Here is a 16,482-nt window from a genome sequence, read left to right as displayed (position 1 = left end):
CAATCCCATTATTGACGGAGGTTCTTCTATGTTTGTTTCTAAGAACAATACAAAGATTTAACTCAACTGCGCAATTATTCTGCGCACATTTAAAAAAGAATTAATTTTAGTTCATGGCACAAAACAAAAATGCACTAATTCGTTATAGAACAATTGATAAATGTTTACAAAACAGTTATCGAAATTGGACATTGGAAGATTTGATTGAAGCGTGTTCAGACGCATTATATGAATACGAAGGAAAAGATGCAAACGTTAGCAAACGCACCATTCAACTCGATATTCAATTAATGCGAAGTGATAAATTGGGCTACAATGCTCCAATTGAAGTATATGATAAGAAATTCTATCGTTACGAAGATCCGGATTTTACAATCACAGATATTCCATTGAACGAAAATGACATGCATGTACTTTCAGAGACTGTGGAGATGTTGAAGCAATTCAAAGATTTTTCATTATTCTCAGAGTTAGGAGGAATCATTCAACGGTTGGAGGATAAGATTTATACAGAAAAAACACATCGACCGGCAATTATTCATTTGGATAAGAATGATCAATTGAAGGGGCTGGAACACTTGGATGTCTTGTATCAGGCGATTCTAAAAAAGATGGTTCTAAAACTTCGCTATCAGTCATTTAAAGCCAATGAAAGTTCAGTGATTACTATTCACCCTTTTATTTTGAAAGAATTCAACAACAGATGGTTTTTGGTAGGTAAAAAAAACAAAAAGGGTAATGTACTGACTTTTGCTTTAGACCGGATTATTAGTATTGACTACGACACGAAACTTGATCATATCAACGAAAATTTTGATGGCGACACCTTTTATAAGAACACGATTGGTGTAACGGTCTTAGACGAGAAGCATGTGGATCGAATTGTCTTAAAAGTAGATGAGAAAAATGCTCCGTATGTTCTGACAAAACCTTTACATCATACGCAAAAGGTAAGAGAGACCTTCAACAATGGAGCAGTAATCATAGAACTTTCAGTTCATCAGAATTTTGAGTTGGAACGATTGATCCTTGGTTTTGGAGAAGCTATGCAAGTGTTGAAGCCTATTTCATTGAAACGCAGAATTCAAGAGAAGTTTCAGAATGGGTTGGATATGTATAATTCACAATTATCAGCTTCTGATGCCCTAACTGCGAGTAAGAAGTTGGTGAAAAACGGTTATTCAATTCTCAATGATCTTTATACAAGGAAAGAAATTCGAAGAATAGGCAAAGAACTCCATGATTATTTCACTGACAATGATGAACCAACTTTCGGGAAAAGAACTTTAATCAAAGGTATTCCTTCATTAAAAGAATTCATTTTTAACGAAAACTTAAAGCGTTTAGTAAAATCAATAGATCCGAATGCTTTTCTTGTGAAGTCGATTTATTTTGATAAGCCGGATGATTCTAATTGGTTCGTCAGTTGGCATCAGGATATTCCAATTAATATTCAGAAGAAAATTGAGACCGTTGGATTTACATCCTGGACCAAAAAGAAAGAGATCAATTCAGTTTGTCCACCAGAAGAATTTCTCCACAACATCTTTACGATTCGAATTCATTTAGACACTACTCTTGAACAAAACGGAGCGTTGAAAGTAATTCCGGGCTCACACACCAAAAGATTTACTGATGATGAAATCAAAACTATTACAGCAGGCGCTCATCCGGCACTAATGGAAGTGAAAGAAGGAGGTGTTCAATTAATGAAACCACTTCTCTTACACTCATCCTCTAAAACACAGAATCAAAAACGAAGAAGAGTGATTCATTTAGAGTTTAGCTCTTTAGATTTACCAAATGGATTGGAGTGGTTGGAACGGGAGGCCTTTTAGTAAGATTTTAGCAACACTATTTCATTTAACAAAAATCACTATGTCACAATTAAACACTTCCAACCCACACCAAAAACTGTCTGAATTTCTAGATAAATGGCCTATCGAAAGAGCTTGTAGATCTAACTAAACCCGAATTATGAAGACGTAATCGTGATTCAAAGTTTTCTGTTTGACCAATATAATACTTGTCAAACTTCTCAAAATAGTTGATATAAACGAAGTAGCTTTCCATGAAAATCAATTTCCATAAAAGACAAAACCCTCAAGACATTTGATACATCTTAAGTTTCTTTCTCTATTTCCTGATGACTCTTTTCCCATCAACATAATTTGCATATTTATCTTGAGCTTTTAATTTATCAATCACTTTGAATGACTCAAAATCTACTGAATCTAAAACGGTATGACCATATATAACAAGGTGTCTGTCATAAGCCCAGGGATATTTCTTGTCTATTTGGAAAGTTGCCGGATTCACTCCAACAACCTCACAATCATCAAAGGAGTTGTAAAAACCAAAAAAGTAAACGGAGTCTTTGCTTTTAAAAAAATAATTTCCAATATATTCAAAAGATGACGCATCGGCATTTTCCAATTTAGAATAGTCAATAAAAACACTTTTATTGTCCTTCCCTACAATCATGTTGCAATCGGTATCAATCACCTTAAAAGACTTTGCTGATACTCCTTTCAAAAGTACTTCATAATTTCCTTTTGCTTCGTTCCAACCTTGAAAATAAACAAGGTTATTCTTAACGACATACTTCGTTGGCTGGCCACAAGAGGAAAGCAATAAAAGAATCGTTAAATAGTAAAACAGTTGTCTCATTTGAAAGTAAATAGTTGCATAAAAGCAAAAACCCTAGAGCATTTGATACACTCTAGGGTTTTCTAAGCTTACAGCCATATAAGCTATTTTCTTCTAACGTTTTTTAGCGGTCTGGACGGGACTACATCCTTTCCTTTAGTATCGTTGTAAATATAGGGATATAGAATCGTATATGAGTAATCGGAGTTAGAATCGGAGTGAAAACTCAAAACTTAAACAGTTTATTTGACTCCGACAATTCAACGATTTTGTTGTTATCAATAACAGCCTTTGCATCTTCCGAACTAAGGAATTTGTCCTTTAAAACAGATACAACAAATTGCCCATTAATTTCATTCGCAATTTTTACCAAGGTCAAAAGCTGGTTAATAGACACGTCTTCGGGACTATCATGTAAAACAAATTTTGGGGCTCTAATTCCAGTTAGTTCAGAAAACTTGATATAAGCCAAATCAAAGCTAGCTATTTCCCCCTTCTTTTTACCGCTCCCTTTATTCGCCTGTAAATCCTGTATTCCGAACTTATAGTTTTCATTCACTTTACTATGAGTTAGGATACATTGTTCACCATACAAATCATTAGAAATTTCAGCAAAAAACTGATTAAAAGTTAACTCTTTACTATTTAACTCTTCCTCATAAGATGCTAGGATATTATTGATCTCTTCCAAGCGGTTTGTTTTCTCATTGATCGATTTTTGTACTTCTTGAATTTGATTTAACATACTTTCTTTTCTTCCTTTCTCCTCAAATTTTCTATTTAATTCGAAAATCAAGTCGTTATAGATATCAAGAGATATAATCGAATTGAGTTCTTGAACCAGTTTCCGTTCTTCACTTAACAACTTACTTTGTTCAAGTTTAATAATTTCTAAATGCCTTTTATCAGAATCCAAATTTCTCGTTAGATAAGCAATCTTATTATCTACCATAGAATTATGGAAAGTAATTACATCTTCAAATTTTTTATGCAGTTCAGAAAGGTAGATTTTAGCATTCTCGTAAATTGCCTTTAAGGCACCTAAATCAGTCTTACTAATCCCGATTTTAAGCTCATTTACAGACTCTTCGATTAATTTCAATTTTAACTCTAATTCAGCGATCTCCTCAGACTTTTTGCTTAATTGGTATTTAGTTTCATTTAGGGCATCAATTAGATTTTGGTCTGTTCCACTAATCTTATAAGCATTTTTAGAAGTATTCAATTTTTCTATATCACGCTCAATTACAGCTAAAGCTTGCTTTAAAGCATTTTCAGAAAAATCCTTAGTTAAGCGATCGATTATTTTTCCTTCTGTTTTAAGAGATTCATTAAGTTGGCTTTTCTCGCTAATTAATTCTGGTTCAAAGTTGATCCCTAATAATTTTAGGTGAATCGATTCGTAAATAGTGTCAGTAGTAGCCTGATGCAAATAACGTAGAGTATTCGACATTCGATGATGATCGTTTCGGACGAACTTTGCGATCATATATCTAAAACTCGGATTTACTCCATTGATTCCAAAAAACTCCTTATTTAAGAATAACTTTAGCTCGTTATCCGATTTTTTTTCAGAATTGATCCAAATTTTCTTATCCCTACCGTTCAAGAAATTCCTCCTTAACAAAGTGATTTTTTTCGCTTCATCCAAAGAATCGACTATTTCTAGTTCAACTTCAACATTATTCTCTTCAAGAAAAACTTTGACCTCAGTATTCTCTTTAGTTTTATATTCAGAGTCTTTCCAAATACTGTCTCCATTTGATCCAAGACAATAATCAATTAGACGTAAAACAGTAGTTTTACCAACACTATTGCCCGATTGCTTAACATCATTTACAGGAGTATTATCAACGATAAAGTTCATACCCTTTTTGAAAGATATAGACCGAAGGATTTCAGTTCCCTTGTATATGTTTAAAGTTCTCAAAAACATACTCTAATATCTCCGTTTGGGGTTAAATCAATTAAATCTGCTAGATACAACCAATCTAAAGCATACATAAATAGTGGGAACGAAATCCCGAATTTTTCTCTCAAATATTCAAATACAGTAAGAGAATCCATTGGCTCATCCTTCGGAAGTTTTTCCAATATCTTCCCACCTAAAAAATATAGGTTTCTTTCTGGGGATATGTCCGAAGTAACAATCATGTATTTGGGTTCTCTAAAATTTTACATTCAAAAAATGCGTCAGCAATAACAATGCATATACATTCATTAATAAACTCTTCCTCAACATTAGTAATACTCACAATACCGATAAGTCTTTGCTTTACATCCATCAAGACTTTTTCAATTAGAAAATCACTTTTTTCTCTTATATGCTCAATTTCGGTCTTAGCAACATCACTTGTCTCTCTTAATAAGTGCCCTTTCCACTTACGATATTCTTGATTCACCAACCTAAGTATCATTGCTCTAGCTAAAGGCTTTGTTTCATGAACAATAGAGTAAACTCGTCTTAATAGTGCCTCATTAGAAATATAATTTTCGAACAAAAACAGATATTTAACAACGGAATTATGGGTGATTTTATCTTCAATCTCAAAAGGAACAGCGACATCAGAATCTTCAAAATCGAGTTCACTTGCTAACCCTGAAAATTCGACGATTAAATCACCAAGTAAACTGGTTTTAGCAGGATTATTATCGGTTAGAATAATATTCCCAAAATTTGTTTTTATTTCAATATTATTCTTAGCCACTAACTAATCGTTATATCACCATTATTAATGTTAATCGCAACACCTTTATCTCTGGCTTCCATAACAACTTTATCGATGTTAGCCTGTGCAGTTCTAACCTCTTTCTTTAGTTCTTCCTTCTTTCTAAACTGGAAAACAGCAATTACGGTAGATATAAGTCCAAAAGCCCAACCCGACCAAGCTAAAAAATCATTCATAATGGTTAAATTTTCATAACAAAAATAACATCAAAATTGGATTCTAATGTGTTTTTGCGATTTCTCGATGTTAGAATTTAACGAACCGCACTAATAATCTCAATTCCTGCAAAAACAGACATTCCAATTTCCAACTTCGAACAAGAAGGAGCAAGTTCATGACTTTCCAAATTTCTAAGCTCCTTTAACTTCAAACCATTTTCATACAATCTGGAACAAATAAGCCCCTTTTCTTTAGCATACAAAAGAAGATCGTTTAACATAGGTCTTCTATTTGTAAAAGATTCATCAGTTTTAGCCTTTTCCTTCAATGTATTCTCAACTATTTTAGCCAAATCCTTTACAGCTTTGGTTCCTTCTCCGTCTGAAATGCGTTTAATTACAGATTCAAGTTCTACATGAATCTCCGTTTCCATTTCATCAATTTCCGACTTCAATTTATGTAGTTCTTCAAGCACACTCGGCTCAACCCCATTTGCTTTTAAGAACTTTTCAAGCAAACTGAGGTAAGCCATTTTCAATTCTTTGTTTTCCTCTCTTAGTCGATCCATCATTTTATCTTTTCTTCTTGCCCTTTCTCTTTCATTCATTGTCCAACCAAGAAGAAAAAGCAAAAGTCCAAGTAGAACCACAATTACAATGTTTTTTCCTTTCATATCGTTTTCCGTTTAACATGCGAATTTCGAACCAAAGAACGTAATCTATTTACGTAGTTAATTACAAACTCAATTTCGGCTCATTTAACGCCACTTCAAAAATGCAATCTAACCTTTCGTCCCGATTTACCGTCAAAAGGTAGGAGAAGCCGAATTTTCGCCAGTAAGTCACCATTCTCGAACGAACTTCATTCTTTCCTTTCCAATTTCCTCTCTAAAAGAGATTTTTCTTTATTCTAATCTTTAAGAACATATCAAGCAATCAAACATATTTCGTTTAGAATAATCAAACTTGTTTTTACTTGTATTCTCAAGTTCGCTTTTCCTTCTTCATTTACTTGTTTATCATTTTTATTCTATTCCTTTTTTAGGGTATCTTTCCCTCTTATTATTAGGGTGGGCAGATCTGGGCGCATTTGCGGTCGAAACATTCCAAAAAACGATCTTTGTCAGAAGTATGCGATCCCATATTTTCTAAAGTTCTTTTTAGTTGCTTTTTAGCTTCAAATCTCGGCTTTCCACTTTTTAGCAGTCGAATATCTTCAAAGCATTTCTGTATTGTATTGTACATTACTCCGGCTTCGATGAGATAATTCTCATAATCCCTTCTACTACCTTCTTTCAACTGGATTCGTTTACTACTTGGTATTCCGTAACATTCAATATCTGCAATGTACATTCTGAGATAGGAGTAAATTTCATTCCAATTTTTAAGAATGGTTCCGGGAGTAATTAATATTTCTCCCATCCTTCTTTCTACATGTAACAAATCATCAATCTTTACTTCAACTCGATAACGAAGAAAATAGCTTTCGATCCGTTCAATTTTACTTTCAGAAAACCCCAATCCTTTACCAATTTTTCTTCCTGCATTGTAGAACTTTAATACTTTACTACTTCCTACAAAAGCACGATAGTTATGCCCATAAGGAACTACATCAAATCCCTTGTAATCAACAAAGGTATTTAAGAAGTACGCCATGTCGGGTTTCAATATTAAGCTAAGGCTAATTTCAATTTGCATCGTCCTTGCTCCCCACATTTCATTTTCGGAAACTCCCAGACGTTCAGAAATCAAATCAATACATTCAACAAAGTCCTCTTTTGTCAAATTTCGATAAGTATACTTACCGTAAAACCACTTCCGAATACTTCCATAAAGGGTAACACTGGTCTTTCCGTTCTTCTCTTTTACATAAACCGAGATATGCCAGTCCCTATCGGAGGGATTATCGGTTCTGTACAAAAGATATTTTTCTCCAGGACTATATTTTTGATTCTTTGGTTTTAAATTTTTGTAGGATAGGTTTTTCAGATTCCCAATGTATAATTTACTGCTGTCCATTTCCTTTTCTATATGTAATAGGCGCGAGCCACTAAAAAACGAATGAGCGACATTGCTTATTAACAATAATTAACATTTGAAGACACCAATATAAGGGCTACTTTTTGATCTATATTTACATTAAAAAATCATGTTTATACTTAGTTCGGATACATCTCAAACGCTTTTTAGCCAAGAAAACATTAATTCTGGTTTCTTTTGGCCTGTAATTTCAGGAATTGCTTTAGCTATAATACTCGGAGTATTTGCTCTTCAAAGAAGAAAAAGAATTAAGAGAAAAGAAGAAAAAGCTAAAGAACTACTGGTAAACATCAATTATCAAGAAAGTCGGTTGCATAATGAGGATAATCAGCAGTATCTTATCGTAAGATTAAAAATCATTAATCGATCAACCGATCCCATTAACAAAATGCAACTTACAACAAATCCGGAATTACCCATTTGCAAAACTATCCAGAGAGTTATAAAATTTGACTCAAATCCAAAAATGATGATAATGCCTTATATAGAGGACATTATTAAAGATGTAATTTTCGCTCATCCCTTAAACGTTCCAGCTTTGGATTATATAGAAGGTAATGTGATACTTGCGATTACTACAATTCCATCTGATCTTTTATTAAGATTTTCATACCTCGACAAGATTGTCGTTCAAAGCTTGAAAACTAATAAGATTCAACAAGAATCCTGACAAATTAGTGAGTAGATTCTTTTAGCTAGCTTCCTTGCTTCATGCCTCGAATTGGAAAAGTCGATTCTATCACCTAATCGTAGCAGTTCAAAATAGCCTTCAAGCAACTCTTCTTCGGGATTCTGTATTTTAAGCATTCGAAAAATCACCTCCGAAGAATCAGTAAGATACATATCCGCGTCTATACCCAGTCCACGGAAAGTGTTTATCAATTTTGCATTTACAATGTCTCCTTCAATCAATGTCAGAACATCTTTTTTCTTTCCTTTTTTCATCAGAACGAATATCTATGGCATAGCAGAAAGATCAAAGCATTAATCGATCATTTCAAATAAGAAAGTTCAATTTGTACAGCTCATTAGAAATTAAAGAAAACTCCTTTATTCCTATAAACTCATCGCATCAACATAAATCTTATACATAAATTGGTGGTAAAACACTAGTTTCTCATCGGTGTATTCTTTAACATTTTCCTGTATCGTTGGCATTAAGCAAAATGATTCGGGAGTGCATATACAAGTCTCATGAACTATTTTCAGAATTGATTTGCTGAATTCCAATTCTCTATTCTTTAGACAATAATTTAGCGTTGCAGAAAACAAGTCGGCAATTTGCAATCCGATTTCATCCTTCGAACTTTTATTTACAATATCTTTTTTCAGGTTAAAACCGATTGGTGTACCCAAGAAATCCGACCGTCGATTATTCAGTCCCATACTATTATATGATTCGATAATAGAACTGTTGTTAAACACCTTAGAATCATCGCAAATTACTTCCAGTATTTCGTTGTTTTTAGACCATTCTGTTAACAGACCAAACAAGGAAGTTGTCGTAAGATCAAGTAGCCAGTTGGACTGAGGAGAAGTATCATCATAGTTCAATTCATTTAACATGATTTCCGGTTTATGGCGGATTATTTCAAACATCCAATTTAGTTGACCCGATAATTTAGATTTACTAGCAAACAGAGAATCTTCAAATGTAAGTTGCCTTCTTGCTAAAGCTACAAAGTCTTCGAATAATCGCTCGGCAGATTCATGTTTCAATTTTAGATCCAAGTAAAAACCAGAAGCAAGGTAAATATGTAGTTCAGATTTGTAGAATAACTCATTTGACTTTAAATACGGTTCAATACCATACTCAACTAATTTTCCCGCAAGAGCGTACTTTTTATCATGAAACACCAATCTTGCAAGATGTGCATATTTTTCAAAAATGTATTTAATTACCTTTTGCCCTGCAGCACGTGTTACAATATTTTTGCCTTTTATCTCCCCACCTTGTAAATTGTAATTGCGCTCAATATAATCTTTAATTTCCGTTAGATTTTTTTCGGTCATATTTACTGCCGAATAAATAAAATATGGCTGGTCTTCTTTCAGCAAATCATCTCCAGTAAATCCAGATTCATCGCAATAAATAGTTAGTTCTTCTAAATTGTTTTTCATTTTCATGGTGGTTAAAAGAATCAGAATATAGACAATTGCATTGTACCAATTTCACCAATTCTCTTGTATTGGATTAACATTGGATCGATCCCTAATTTTGTCATGACAGCTTCGTAACTTCCGATAGCTTTGCTACTATAATAGCTAATCGTCCATTTTACAGAAGTAGTATCTATGTTACGAACGATTTCCGCAAAGTATGGTTGATCAACCAAAGATAAAGAGTGTCCTAAAACAAAGATTTCACGAACATTAGCCAAGTTTCGGAACAAGGAGTTATTCTCTTTTATTATTGTATTCGTCGATTTATATGTTTCTTCAAAATACTTATCCAATATCTCGTTTCCTTCCGCTATCCTAACATCTGTGTCTTCATCATTATATCCTGAAAGATTATCTTGCTCGTTAGGATCGCGACTATGCCCTAAGATTAGTGTAGAATTTAAGTCAACAGCTTTATTATGAATATGTAGAATTCTGCTTTCAGGAATTTTATACAATCGTTGAAGCGTAGAAGTGTAGTTAAAATTTATATAATAGGCTTCTCGGTCAAGGCAAACGAGTTCATCTAATACTGAAGGAATTTCAAGTTGAATAATCCATTCTGTAAATCGTTCTTTCATTTTGCTCGTAAGAATATCAATTCTCTTTTGCACTTCATATTGGTAAGAATGGTGGTATGCATCACTCCAATCATCAACACCGTAAGATTCAAAATACATTAAACATTCATCAACTATTTCCTCAGTATCTAAATCAGCCAATGTAGCTTCGAAATCCGACCAAAGATAATCCGCAATAAAGTACTTCTCAAGAGCTTCAATTAACTCATTATCCTTTTCTTCTAAGTACAATTTAAAGTCTGTATACAAAGATCGGATACCATGATGTAGGTCAAACCCGTTCCCAATAACATATAGCTTTTCAATAGGATTCATACAATCATTCTGATTTATAATCTTCCCATATTCCGTCAGAAACGGGTCGTAAGAAAGGTGTACCGGGTTCTGCAATTGCTATCGTAAATAATGAATCCCCGAATTGCGGTTTTGGCTCCCTAACATTTTTTTGAAAGTGGGAATTTTTTTGAATATCAATCTTTATAGCATCCAACAGGTGTTCAATTTCAATGAACGTTCTTCGAAGCAACCAAGATGCAAGATATGTCAATGTAATTTCTTGTCCTTCAACAATATTTTCTTTTGCAAGCGTAAAATGTTTCATCACCGAATCAGATGAAGCAATTTTTAACCTCACCGAAGAATCATTATTTTGAACGTAAACGTCAAATCTATGTTTATCCCGAGTATTATGTAAAAGCCTAGAACGATAATCATATAACCTGCCTACAAATCGTCTATCCATTTCATCCAAAGCAAGGGAAAAATCAAACTTATCCTTAAATTCTCCTCTAACAGTTTTTGCAAGCTTGGTCCAGTAAACCGTCTTTTCTTTATTTGTAAAATACATATAACAAACAGAATGGCTTAAATAATCAAAGACAGAAGATAAATGAAAAACAATGCTGTCAAATATTGAAGAAAGTTCCGTTTCAACTTTTATAAGATATGGGTTTCTCCCAGGAACAACTTCATATAAGCTGTTTGGATTCTCCATGTATCTTTCGTGTAAAGTTCTTTCAGATAATGCCAACTCTCTAAGAAACACTAAGTATTGGTGGGTTGCAGCCATTAATCTATATTCAATATTATCCTTTAAGCGGAAAACATTATCATAAGATTTGCGGTCGTTCGAATGATCATGGTACATAATACCTATTGCTCGAATTCCCTTTTCGGCTCTAAAGGTTTCTTTTTGAATAAAATTGTAATCTTCATTTCGATCTTCTATATCTAAATACCTATTCATTGTTTCGTAGTGATATGGTTTAATGCTGAATCTAGCTATTTTAAGCCAATTATGAATAGCAGAATTAAAAGTATTTAGATTGCAGTTTGGAATAATAATCTAACTAGCGGTTAATTTTATTCGGATCGTCATGCTCTCCATTGCTTTTCCATTTGCTTTGGCGTATTTCGTTTCCTTCTTAACGACTTCAATTACCTTTTTGATCAAAGCAGAGTTTGTAGTGGTAGTTTGACTTCGATCTGCGATAGGAACACCAACTATGTTTCCTTCACCGTCGACATTTATTCTCAAAACGATTATGCAAGTTTCATCACTCTGAATAGCATCAGTATTTGGTTTACGAATCATCTTCCTATTCCTTGCCGAACCCGAACCGCTCCTATCGTTTTTATCATTTCCTGGAGAGGAAGAATTACCAACTTTAAATGGATTTGTTTCTTTCAATTTACATAAGCCCAAGTTTAATTCTTTACACTCCGAATCAATGGCACATTCACTTTCTTCGATAAATTGAACATTGACCTCAAAGTTTCCGCAAGTTCCAGAATAGAAAGCAAATCCTCCTACTTCTATTACAGCAGTATCTAAATATAATATTGCTATTGACCGATAAGCCGGATATTCGATTTTCAAAGAATCATTCATTGGGGTTAGCAAAACCCTTTCATTAGTCTCACTTACAAATTCAAGGGAAACAGCATTATTCTGGGCAATACAAAAAACGGTAAATCCCACAAAAACCATAGTTACAAATCGTTTCATTTTCAGCATTTTGAATCTAAGCTAAAAATAAATTCGCATTTATGCGGTTACAATTTACAGTTTTATGGCGCAACTTGCTCCCCGTCAATGGAAAAAGGGGCAGACATACAAGACAAACGAATCCTTCTTGTTGCAAAGAAAATCAAGGAGTTACGGATCAAAGCGAACTACACGAGCGCAGAGAGTTTTGCCTATGACCATAATTTAAATAGGGTTCAGTATTGGAGGGTCGAGAGCGGAACAAACGCAACTCTCAAAACCCTCCTCAAAATACTGGATATTCACAAGATCAGTTTAGCAGAATTTTTTCAGGATTTATAGACGGTTAACCGCTTTACTCAAATGCCCCATATCTACCTTCGCGTAACGTTTTGTCATTTTCGTACTACTATGCCCCAATAATTCAGAAACATCCTCCAACGAAACATCATTTCTTCGCAAGTTGGTTGCAAAGCTATGTCGTCCCAAATGACTAATCATGTCTTTCTTAATTCCTGCAAGGGCAGCAATCATCTTAAGTTTACGGTTAAACACTTGGTTCTTAACTTCACGGAAAATCAATCCATCCTCTAATCCATTATTCGTGCGATAGCGCAATAGAATTCTTCTTGCCCTTGCATTAAGAGGTACCCAATATGTTTTCTCTGTCTTCGTAGCACGAACAAGTATGCTCGTTACCAATTCCTTTTCACCATTCTCCCGAACAATTTCCTCTGACTTTAATTTCTCCGTACTTAATTCAAACAATTCACGGAAACGAAGTCCGGTATTCAATAGGAAAACAAAATAGTCTCGAATACGAATCATCAAACGTTCGCTTTCAGGAATATCCAAATGCGTTATACTTTCCACCTCTTCTAAAGTCAAGGCTTCTCTTCCAGCACGTTCCTCTGTCTTAATCGGTTTAAATCCCTTGTATGGAGAGACAGTCATGATTCCATCAACAATCGCTCTATTAAATACATACTTCAAGCATTTATGATAGTTATTCGCTGTCGCATCAGCAACATCAAGATTATAAACTAAGTAATTATCAAAATCAGACAAGAAAGCCGGTGTTATGTCAACAAATTTCACTTTGTTTATCTTACTTCTTTTACAGTAATCCTTCAATACTTTCAAGCAGAGAGCATACTTTTCGCGTGTCGGGGCTTTTAGATCATTTCTTCTCTCAATGACAGTTTCATAGTAGCAATAAAAATCATCGTAACGCTTATCATTAAAGAAATCTTCAATCACCAATCGGGTAATAGTTCCACCCATCGCTTCATAATTGCGCATATACTTATCAAACTCAGCCATTTTAGCACGTGTCTTCATTCGTACTCGCCAAGCGTCGTCCCCACTTCCCGTAATATCTCGTTTCTTACTATTCCAATCCTCTTTATTCAGTGTGAGACCAGACGCAACTCTAATCGTTTCACCATTGAACCGAATTACATAAGTTAATCGGCTTCTTCCATCCATCTTTTTTTCCGATCTCAACAGCAAATTGATTTTCGGCAGATCCAAATTTGTTTTCTTTTTCATCTCTCTTTTCATTACATAATACCCGTGAAGCGTATTTTCTGAATCTAAGATCGATGTCATTTAACAATTTTCAAAGCATACAAGCCAGTCCCAGCAAGGGATTTGGAATCGAAAAAAAGTTTTAAACATGGAATTTTAGGACTTCGAACTTAGAGGAAATAGGATAAAACAAAAAGTAAAAGTCCGGTAAAAAAAGACAAAAAATAACTCCGAAAAATTCATCGGAGTTAACACAAGAGTTACTTTTTACAAGGGAATTGAAATTGCCATAAAAGACAAAATCCCCAAGACATTTGATACATCTTGAGGATTTCTAAGCTTACAGCCATATAAGCTATGCTTTTAACGTTGTTGCGGAAACCGCTTCTGCGGTCTGGACGGGACTCGAACCCGCGACCCCATGCGTGACAGGCATGTATTCTAACCAACTGAACTACCAAACCAATTTTCTTTCCGTTTTCACGAATCAGGCAACAGCCTGATTAAGAAATTGTGTAATGCTTTACGTTAAAAGCGTTGCAAAGATACACTGTATTTTCATTTTAACAAGGAAAACTTGAAAAAAAAGTAATTTTTGTTCTTCTCAAGCCCCGTTGCTGCTAGAAATCAGAAGATTAATCGCACCTCAAATCCTATTCAAAAGAGTCCGCCGCGGCGGACGAAGACTAATGCTCCGTCTCACTCGACCCGAAGCGATCATTTGTTTGATCTGCTTTGGTCAAGAGTGAAAAGCCGAGGGACATAACGTAGTTCTAGTATAGGTACTCCGTCTTTCAAGCATGAATGAACCATGATTGAAGCATAGATAAGAGTCCGCCGCGGCGGACGAAGACTGAGGTTCCGTCTCACAAGACGGAAAAACCGAGGGATAACACGCTAGCGGACGAAGACTGAGGCTCTGTCTGTCATTTGACGGACAGGAAAGCCGAAGGACAGCGCCCTAGTCACTACATTCCATAGTTAAAGCATATTTACAGTATGGATGAAGCATAGATGAAGCATAGATGAAGCATAGATAAAGCATAGATATAGTTATAAATGTTAAATTATAATACATGATTTAGCCCGCTGCACCCCATATTAAAATCAATTCTTAAAAAATGATAAAATAATATTTACCATGGTAATTAATTCAAATTAAGTTGTATCTTTGCTTCATCAAATCATCCAAAAAGGAGAATATAATATGAAAACAATCTTCCATTCAGAAAACTCAAGAGGTCACGCCAACCATGGCTGGCTGAACGCTAAACATTCTTTTAGCTTCGCTTCTTGGTACAACCCGGACAGAGTTCACTTCGGCACGCTGCGCGTATTGAACGACGACACTGTTTCACCGGGAATGGGATTTGGAACACATCCTCACGACAATATGGAGATCATCACGATCCCTTTGGAAGGAGCAATTGCGCACAAAGATTCTATGGGGAACAGTGCAACTATCAACGCCGGGGAAATCCAGGTAATGAGCGCCGGAACAGGTGTACAGCATTCCGAATTCAACCCGAATGAAGACCAGGACCTGAAATTATTCCAGATCTGGCTCTTCCCGAACAAACGCAATGTAGAACCGCGTTACGATCAGCAAAAGATCGCTGTGAATGAACATCCGAACGAGTTCGTTCAGATCCTTTCGCCCGACAAAGACGATGCGGGAGTCTGGATCCACCAGGATGCCTGGTTTCACATGGGGAAATTTACTGAGGACAAAACGCTTACTTACGAATTCAAAAATCCGGCTAACGGTTTATATGTGATGCAGATTGAAGGAAGTTCTGTAATCGACGGACAACAGTTAAATCGTCGGGATGCATTAGGAATAATGGATACTTCATCCGTAACTTTGCATATCACGAAAGACTCTACGCTCCTGCTCATGGAAGTTCCAATGGAAGTGAAATTGTAACAAAAAGAGAAATGAAGAATGCCTTAGCATGGCGGTATGCCACACAGAAATACGATCCGACGAAGAAAATCAGTACTGAGGATATGCAGGAGATCCTGGAAGCAATTAACAGCGCTCCGACCTCCTACGGTTTACAGCCTTTCAGGTTGATCCACGTCAAGTCTCCGGAATTGCGTCAGCAACTGAGAGCCGCAGCTTTTGACCAGTCTCCCGTTACGGATGCTTCGGATCTGATCGTTTTCACGGTGAATCGCAATATGGAGAACCGGCATTTGGACACTTACATGCAGCGCATCGTTGAAGTGCGTGAGGTAGAACGGGAAAGACTCAACCGTTTCCAGGAAAATATTGTCGGAGTATTGTCCAACCTAAGTTCGGAAGAGCTTATTGCATGGAATACAAAACAAGCATATATCGGATTGGGATTCGGATTGGTAATGGCGGCAACTTTAGGAATCGACAGCACCCCGATGGAAGGCTTTCAAAAAGAGAAATACGATGAGATCTTAGGATTAACGGATGATCATGCAGTTTTGGTCCTCACCTTTGGTTACCGCTCGGAAGAAGATCACACACAACATCACAAAAAAGTCCGGAAGACTTTAGACCAATTAGTAACAATAAAGTAGACATTAGGATATTAGGATTTTTAGACTTTAGGATATTAAGACCTCAAGACTAAACGGATTGAATCCACACATCTTTAAACCTAATGACT

At 35.4% G+C, this 16,482-nt stretch carries 18 protein-coding genes and 1 tRNA gene; 4 read left to right on the top strand and 15 right to left on the bottom strand.

The window, feature by feature from the left end:
* Positions 1–113 precede the first annotated feature (113 nt).
* Entirely contained in the window at positions 114–1,838 is a 1,725-nt protein-coding gene (locus K0S23_RS18540; protein ID WP_366944292.1) for a WYL domain-containing protein, read from the top strand.
* Positions 1,839–1,926: 88 nt separating this feature from the next.
* On the opposite strand, the gene K0S23_RS18535 is transcribed toward K0S23_RS18540, so the two are convergent.
* The 8 genes from K0S23_RS18535 to K0S23_RS05985 all read right to left on the bottom strand — a co-directional run bounded on the left by K0S23_RS18535 (position 1,927) and on the right by K0S23_RS05985 (position 7,555).
* A complete protein-coding gene (locus K0S23_RS18535) occupies positions 1,927–2,073 on the bottom strand; it encodes a GIY-YIG nuclease family protein (protein WP_366944291.1) in 147 nt (48 codons plus the stop codon).
* 63 nt (positions 2,074–2,136) lie between these two features.
* Positions 2,137–2,670 (bottom strand): DKNYY domain-containing protein, encoded by a 534-nt coding sequence (locus K0S23_RS06010; protein ID WP_300355533.1) that lies wholly within the window; start codon positions 2,668–2,670, stop codon positions 2,137–2,139.
* Between the two features lie 205 nt (positions 2,671–2,875).
* Entirely contained in the window at positions 2,876–4,516 is a 1,641-nt protein-coding gene (locus tag K0S23_RS06005; RefSeq protein ID WP_300355532.1) for a DUF2326 domain-containing protein, read from the bottom strand.
* Between the two features lie 59 nt (positions 4,517–4,575).
* Positions 4,576–4,803, bottom strand: a complete 228-nt coding sequence (locus K0S23_RS18530) for an ABC-three component system middle component 6 (RefSeq protein ID WP_366944290.1) — start codon at positions 4,801–4,803, stop codon at positions 4,576–4,578.
* The gene (locus K0S23_RS06000) at positions 4,800–5,357 is read right to left on the bottom strand and encodes a hypothetical protein (protein WP_300355531.1); all 558 of its coding nucleotides are present in this window, start codon (positions 5,355–5,357) and stop codon (positions 4,800–4,802) included. The genes K0S23_RS18530 and K0S23_RS06000 overlap by 4 nt, the downstream gene beginning before the upstream one ends.
* Positions 5,357–5,554 (bottom strand): hypothetical protein, encoded by a 198-nt coding sequence (locus K0S23_RS05995; RefSeq protein ID WP_300355530.1) that lies wholly within the window; start codon positions 5,552–5,554, stop codon positions 5,357–5,359. Before K0S23_RS05995 ends, K0S23_RS06000 begins: the two co-directional genes overlap by 1 nt.
* A gap of 77 nt (positions 5,555–5,631) precedes the next feature.
* Complete coding sequence (locus K0S23_RS05990) at positions 5,632–6,210, bottom strand: hypothetical protein (protein WP_300355529.1); 579 nt, start codon at positions 6,208–6,210, stop codon at positions 5,632–5,634.
* Between the two features lie 391 nt (positions 6,211–6,601).
* Positions 6,602–7,555, bottom strand: a complete 954-nt coding sequence (locus K0S23_RS05985) for a hypothetical protein (RefSeq protein ID WP_300355528.1) — start codon at positions 7,553–7,555, stop codon at positions 6,602–6,604.
* 130 nt (positions 7,556–7,685) lie between these two features.
* On the opposite strand from K0S23_RS05985, the gene K0S23_RS05980 reads away from it, so the two are divergent.
* Entirely contained in the window at positions 7,686–8,246 is a 561-nt protein-coding gene (locus K0S23_RS05980) for a hypothetical protein (protein WP_300355527.1), read from the top strand.
* Here K0S23_RS05980 and K0S23_RS05975 read toward each other — a convergent pair.
* The 7 genes from K0S23_RS05975 to K0S23_RS05945 form a co-directional block, all read right to left on the bottom strand.
* Positions 8,231–8,521, bottom strand: coding sequence for a hypothetical protein (locus K0S23_RS05975; protein WP_300355526.1), 291 nt, complete (start codon positions 8,519–8,521; stop codon positions 8,231–8,233). The genes K0S23_RS05980 and K0S23_RS05975 overlap by 16 nt on opposite strands.
* Before the next feature lie 111 nt (positions 8,522–8,632).
* Entirely contained in the window at positions 8,633–9,697 is a 1,065-nt protein-coding gene (locus K0S23_RS05970; RefSeq protein ID WP_300355525.1) for a DUF3800 domain-containing protein, read from the bottom strand.
* A gap of 20 nt (positions 9,698–9,717) precedes the next feature.
* Complete coding sequence (locus K0S23_RS05965; RefSeq protein ID WP_300355524.1) at positions 9,718–10,635, bottom strand: bacteriophage abortive infection AbiH family protein; 918 nt, start codon at positions 10,633–10,635, stop codon at positions 9,718–9,720.
* Between the two features lie 4 nt (positions 10,636–10,639).
* Positions 10,640–11,566 carry a hypothetical protein gene (locus K0S23_RS05960; RefSeq protein ID WP_300355523.1) on the bottom strand — a complete coding sequence of 309 codons (927 nt, stop codon included), beginning with the start codon at positions 11,564–11,566 and terminating at the stop codon, positions 10,640–10,642.
* Positions 11,567–11,665: 99 nt separating this feature from the next.
* A complete protein-coding gene (locus K0S23_RS05955) occupies positions 11,666–12,328 on the bottom strand; it encodes a hypothetical protein (protein WP_300355522.1) in 663 nt (220 codons plus the stop codon).
* Between the two features lie 315 nt (positions 12,329–12,643).
* Positions 12,644–13,918, bottom strand: coding sequence for a site-specific integrase (locus K0S23_RS05950; protein ID WP_300355521.1), 1,275 nt, complete (start codon positions 13,916–13,918; stop codon positions 12,644–12,646).
* A 309-nt stretch (positions 13,919–14,227) separates the two neighbouring features.
* A tRNA-Asp gene (locus K0S23_RS05945) sits at positions 14,228–14,301 on the bottom strand.
* A gap of 743 nt (positions 14,302–15,044) precedes the next feature.
* On the opposite strand from K0S23_RS05945, the gene K0S23_RS05940 reads away from it, so the two are divergent.
* Together K0S23_RS05940 and K0S23_RS05935 are read left to right on the top strand one after the other, a co-directional pair.
* Positions 15,045–15,764 carry a pirin family protein gene (locus tag K0S23_RS05940; protein WP_300355520.1) on the top strand — a complete coding sequence of 240 codons (720 nt, stop codon included), beginning with the start codon at positions 15,045–15,047 and terminating at the stop codon, positions 15,762–15,764.
* An 11-nt stretch (positions 15,765–15,775) separates the two neighbouring features.
* On the top strand, positions 15,776–16,393 hold the full coding sequence (locus K0S23_RS05935; protein ID WP_300355519.1) for an NAD(P)H-dependent oxidoreductase: 618 nt from the start codon (positions 15,776–15,778) through the stop codon (positions 16,391–16,393).
* Positions 16,394–16,482 lie beyond the last annotated feature (89 nt).

Origin of the sequence: Fluviicola sp. (assembly GCF_029266855.1) — a bacterium.
GTDB lineage: Bacteria > Bacteroidota > Bacteroidia > Flavobacteriales_D > Crocinitomicaceae > Fluviicola.
Note: the sequence above shows the minus strand (reverse complement) of the source record. Positions and strands in the feature narration are given on the sequence as shown.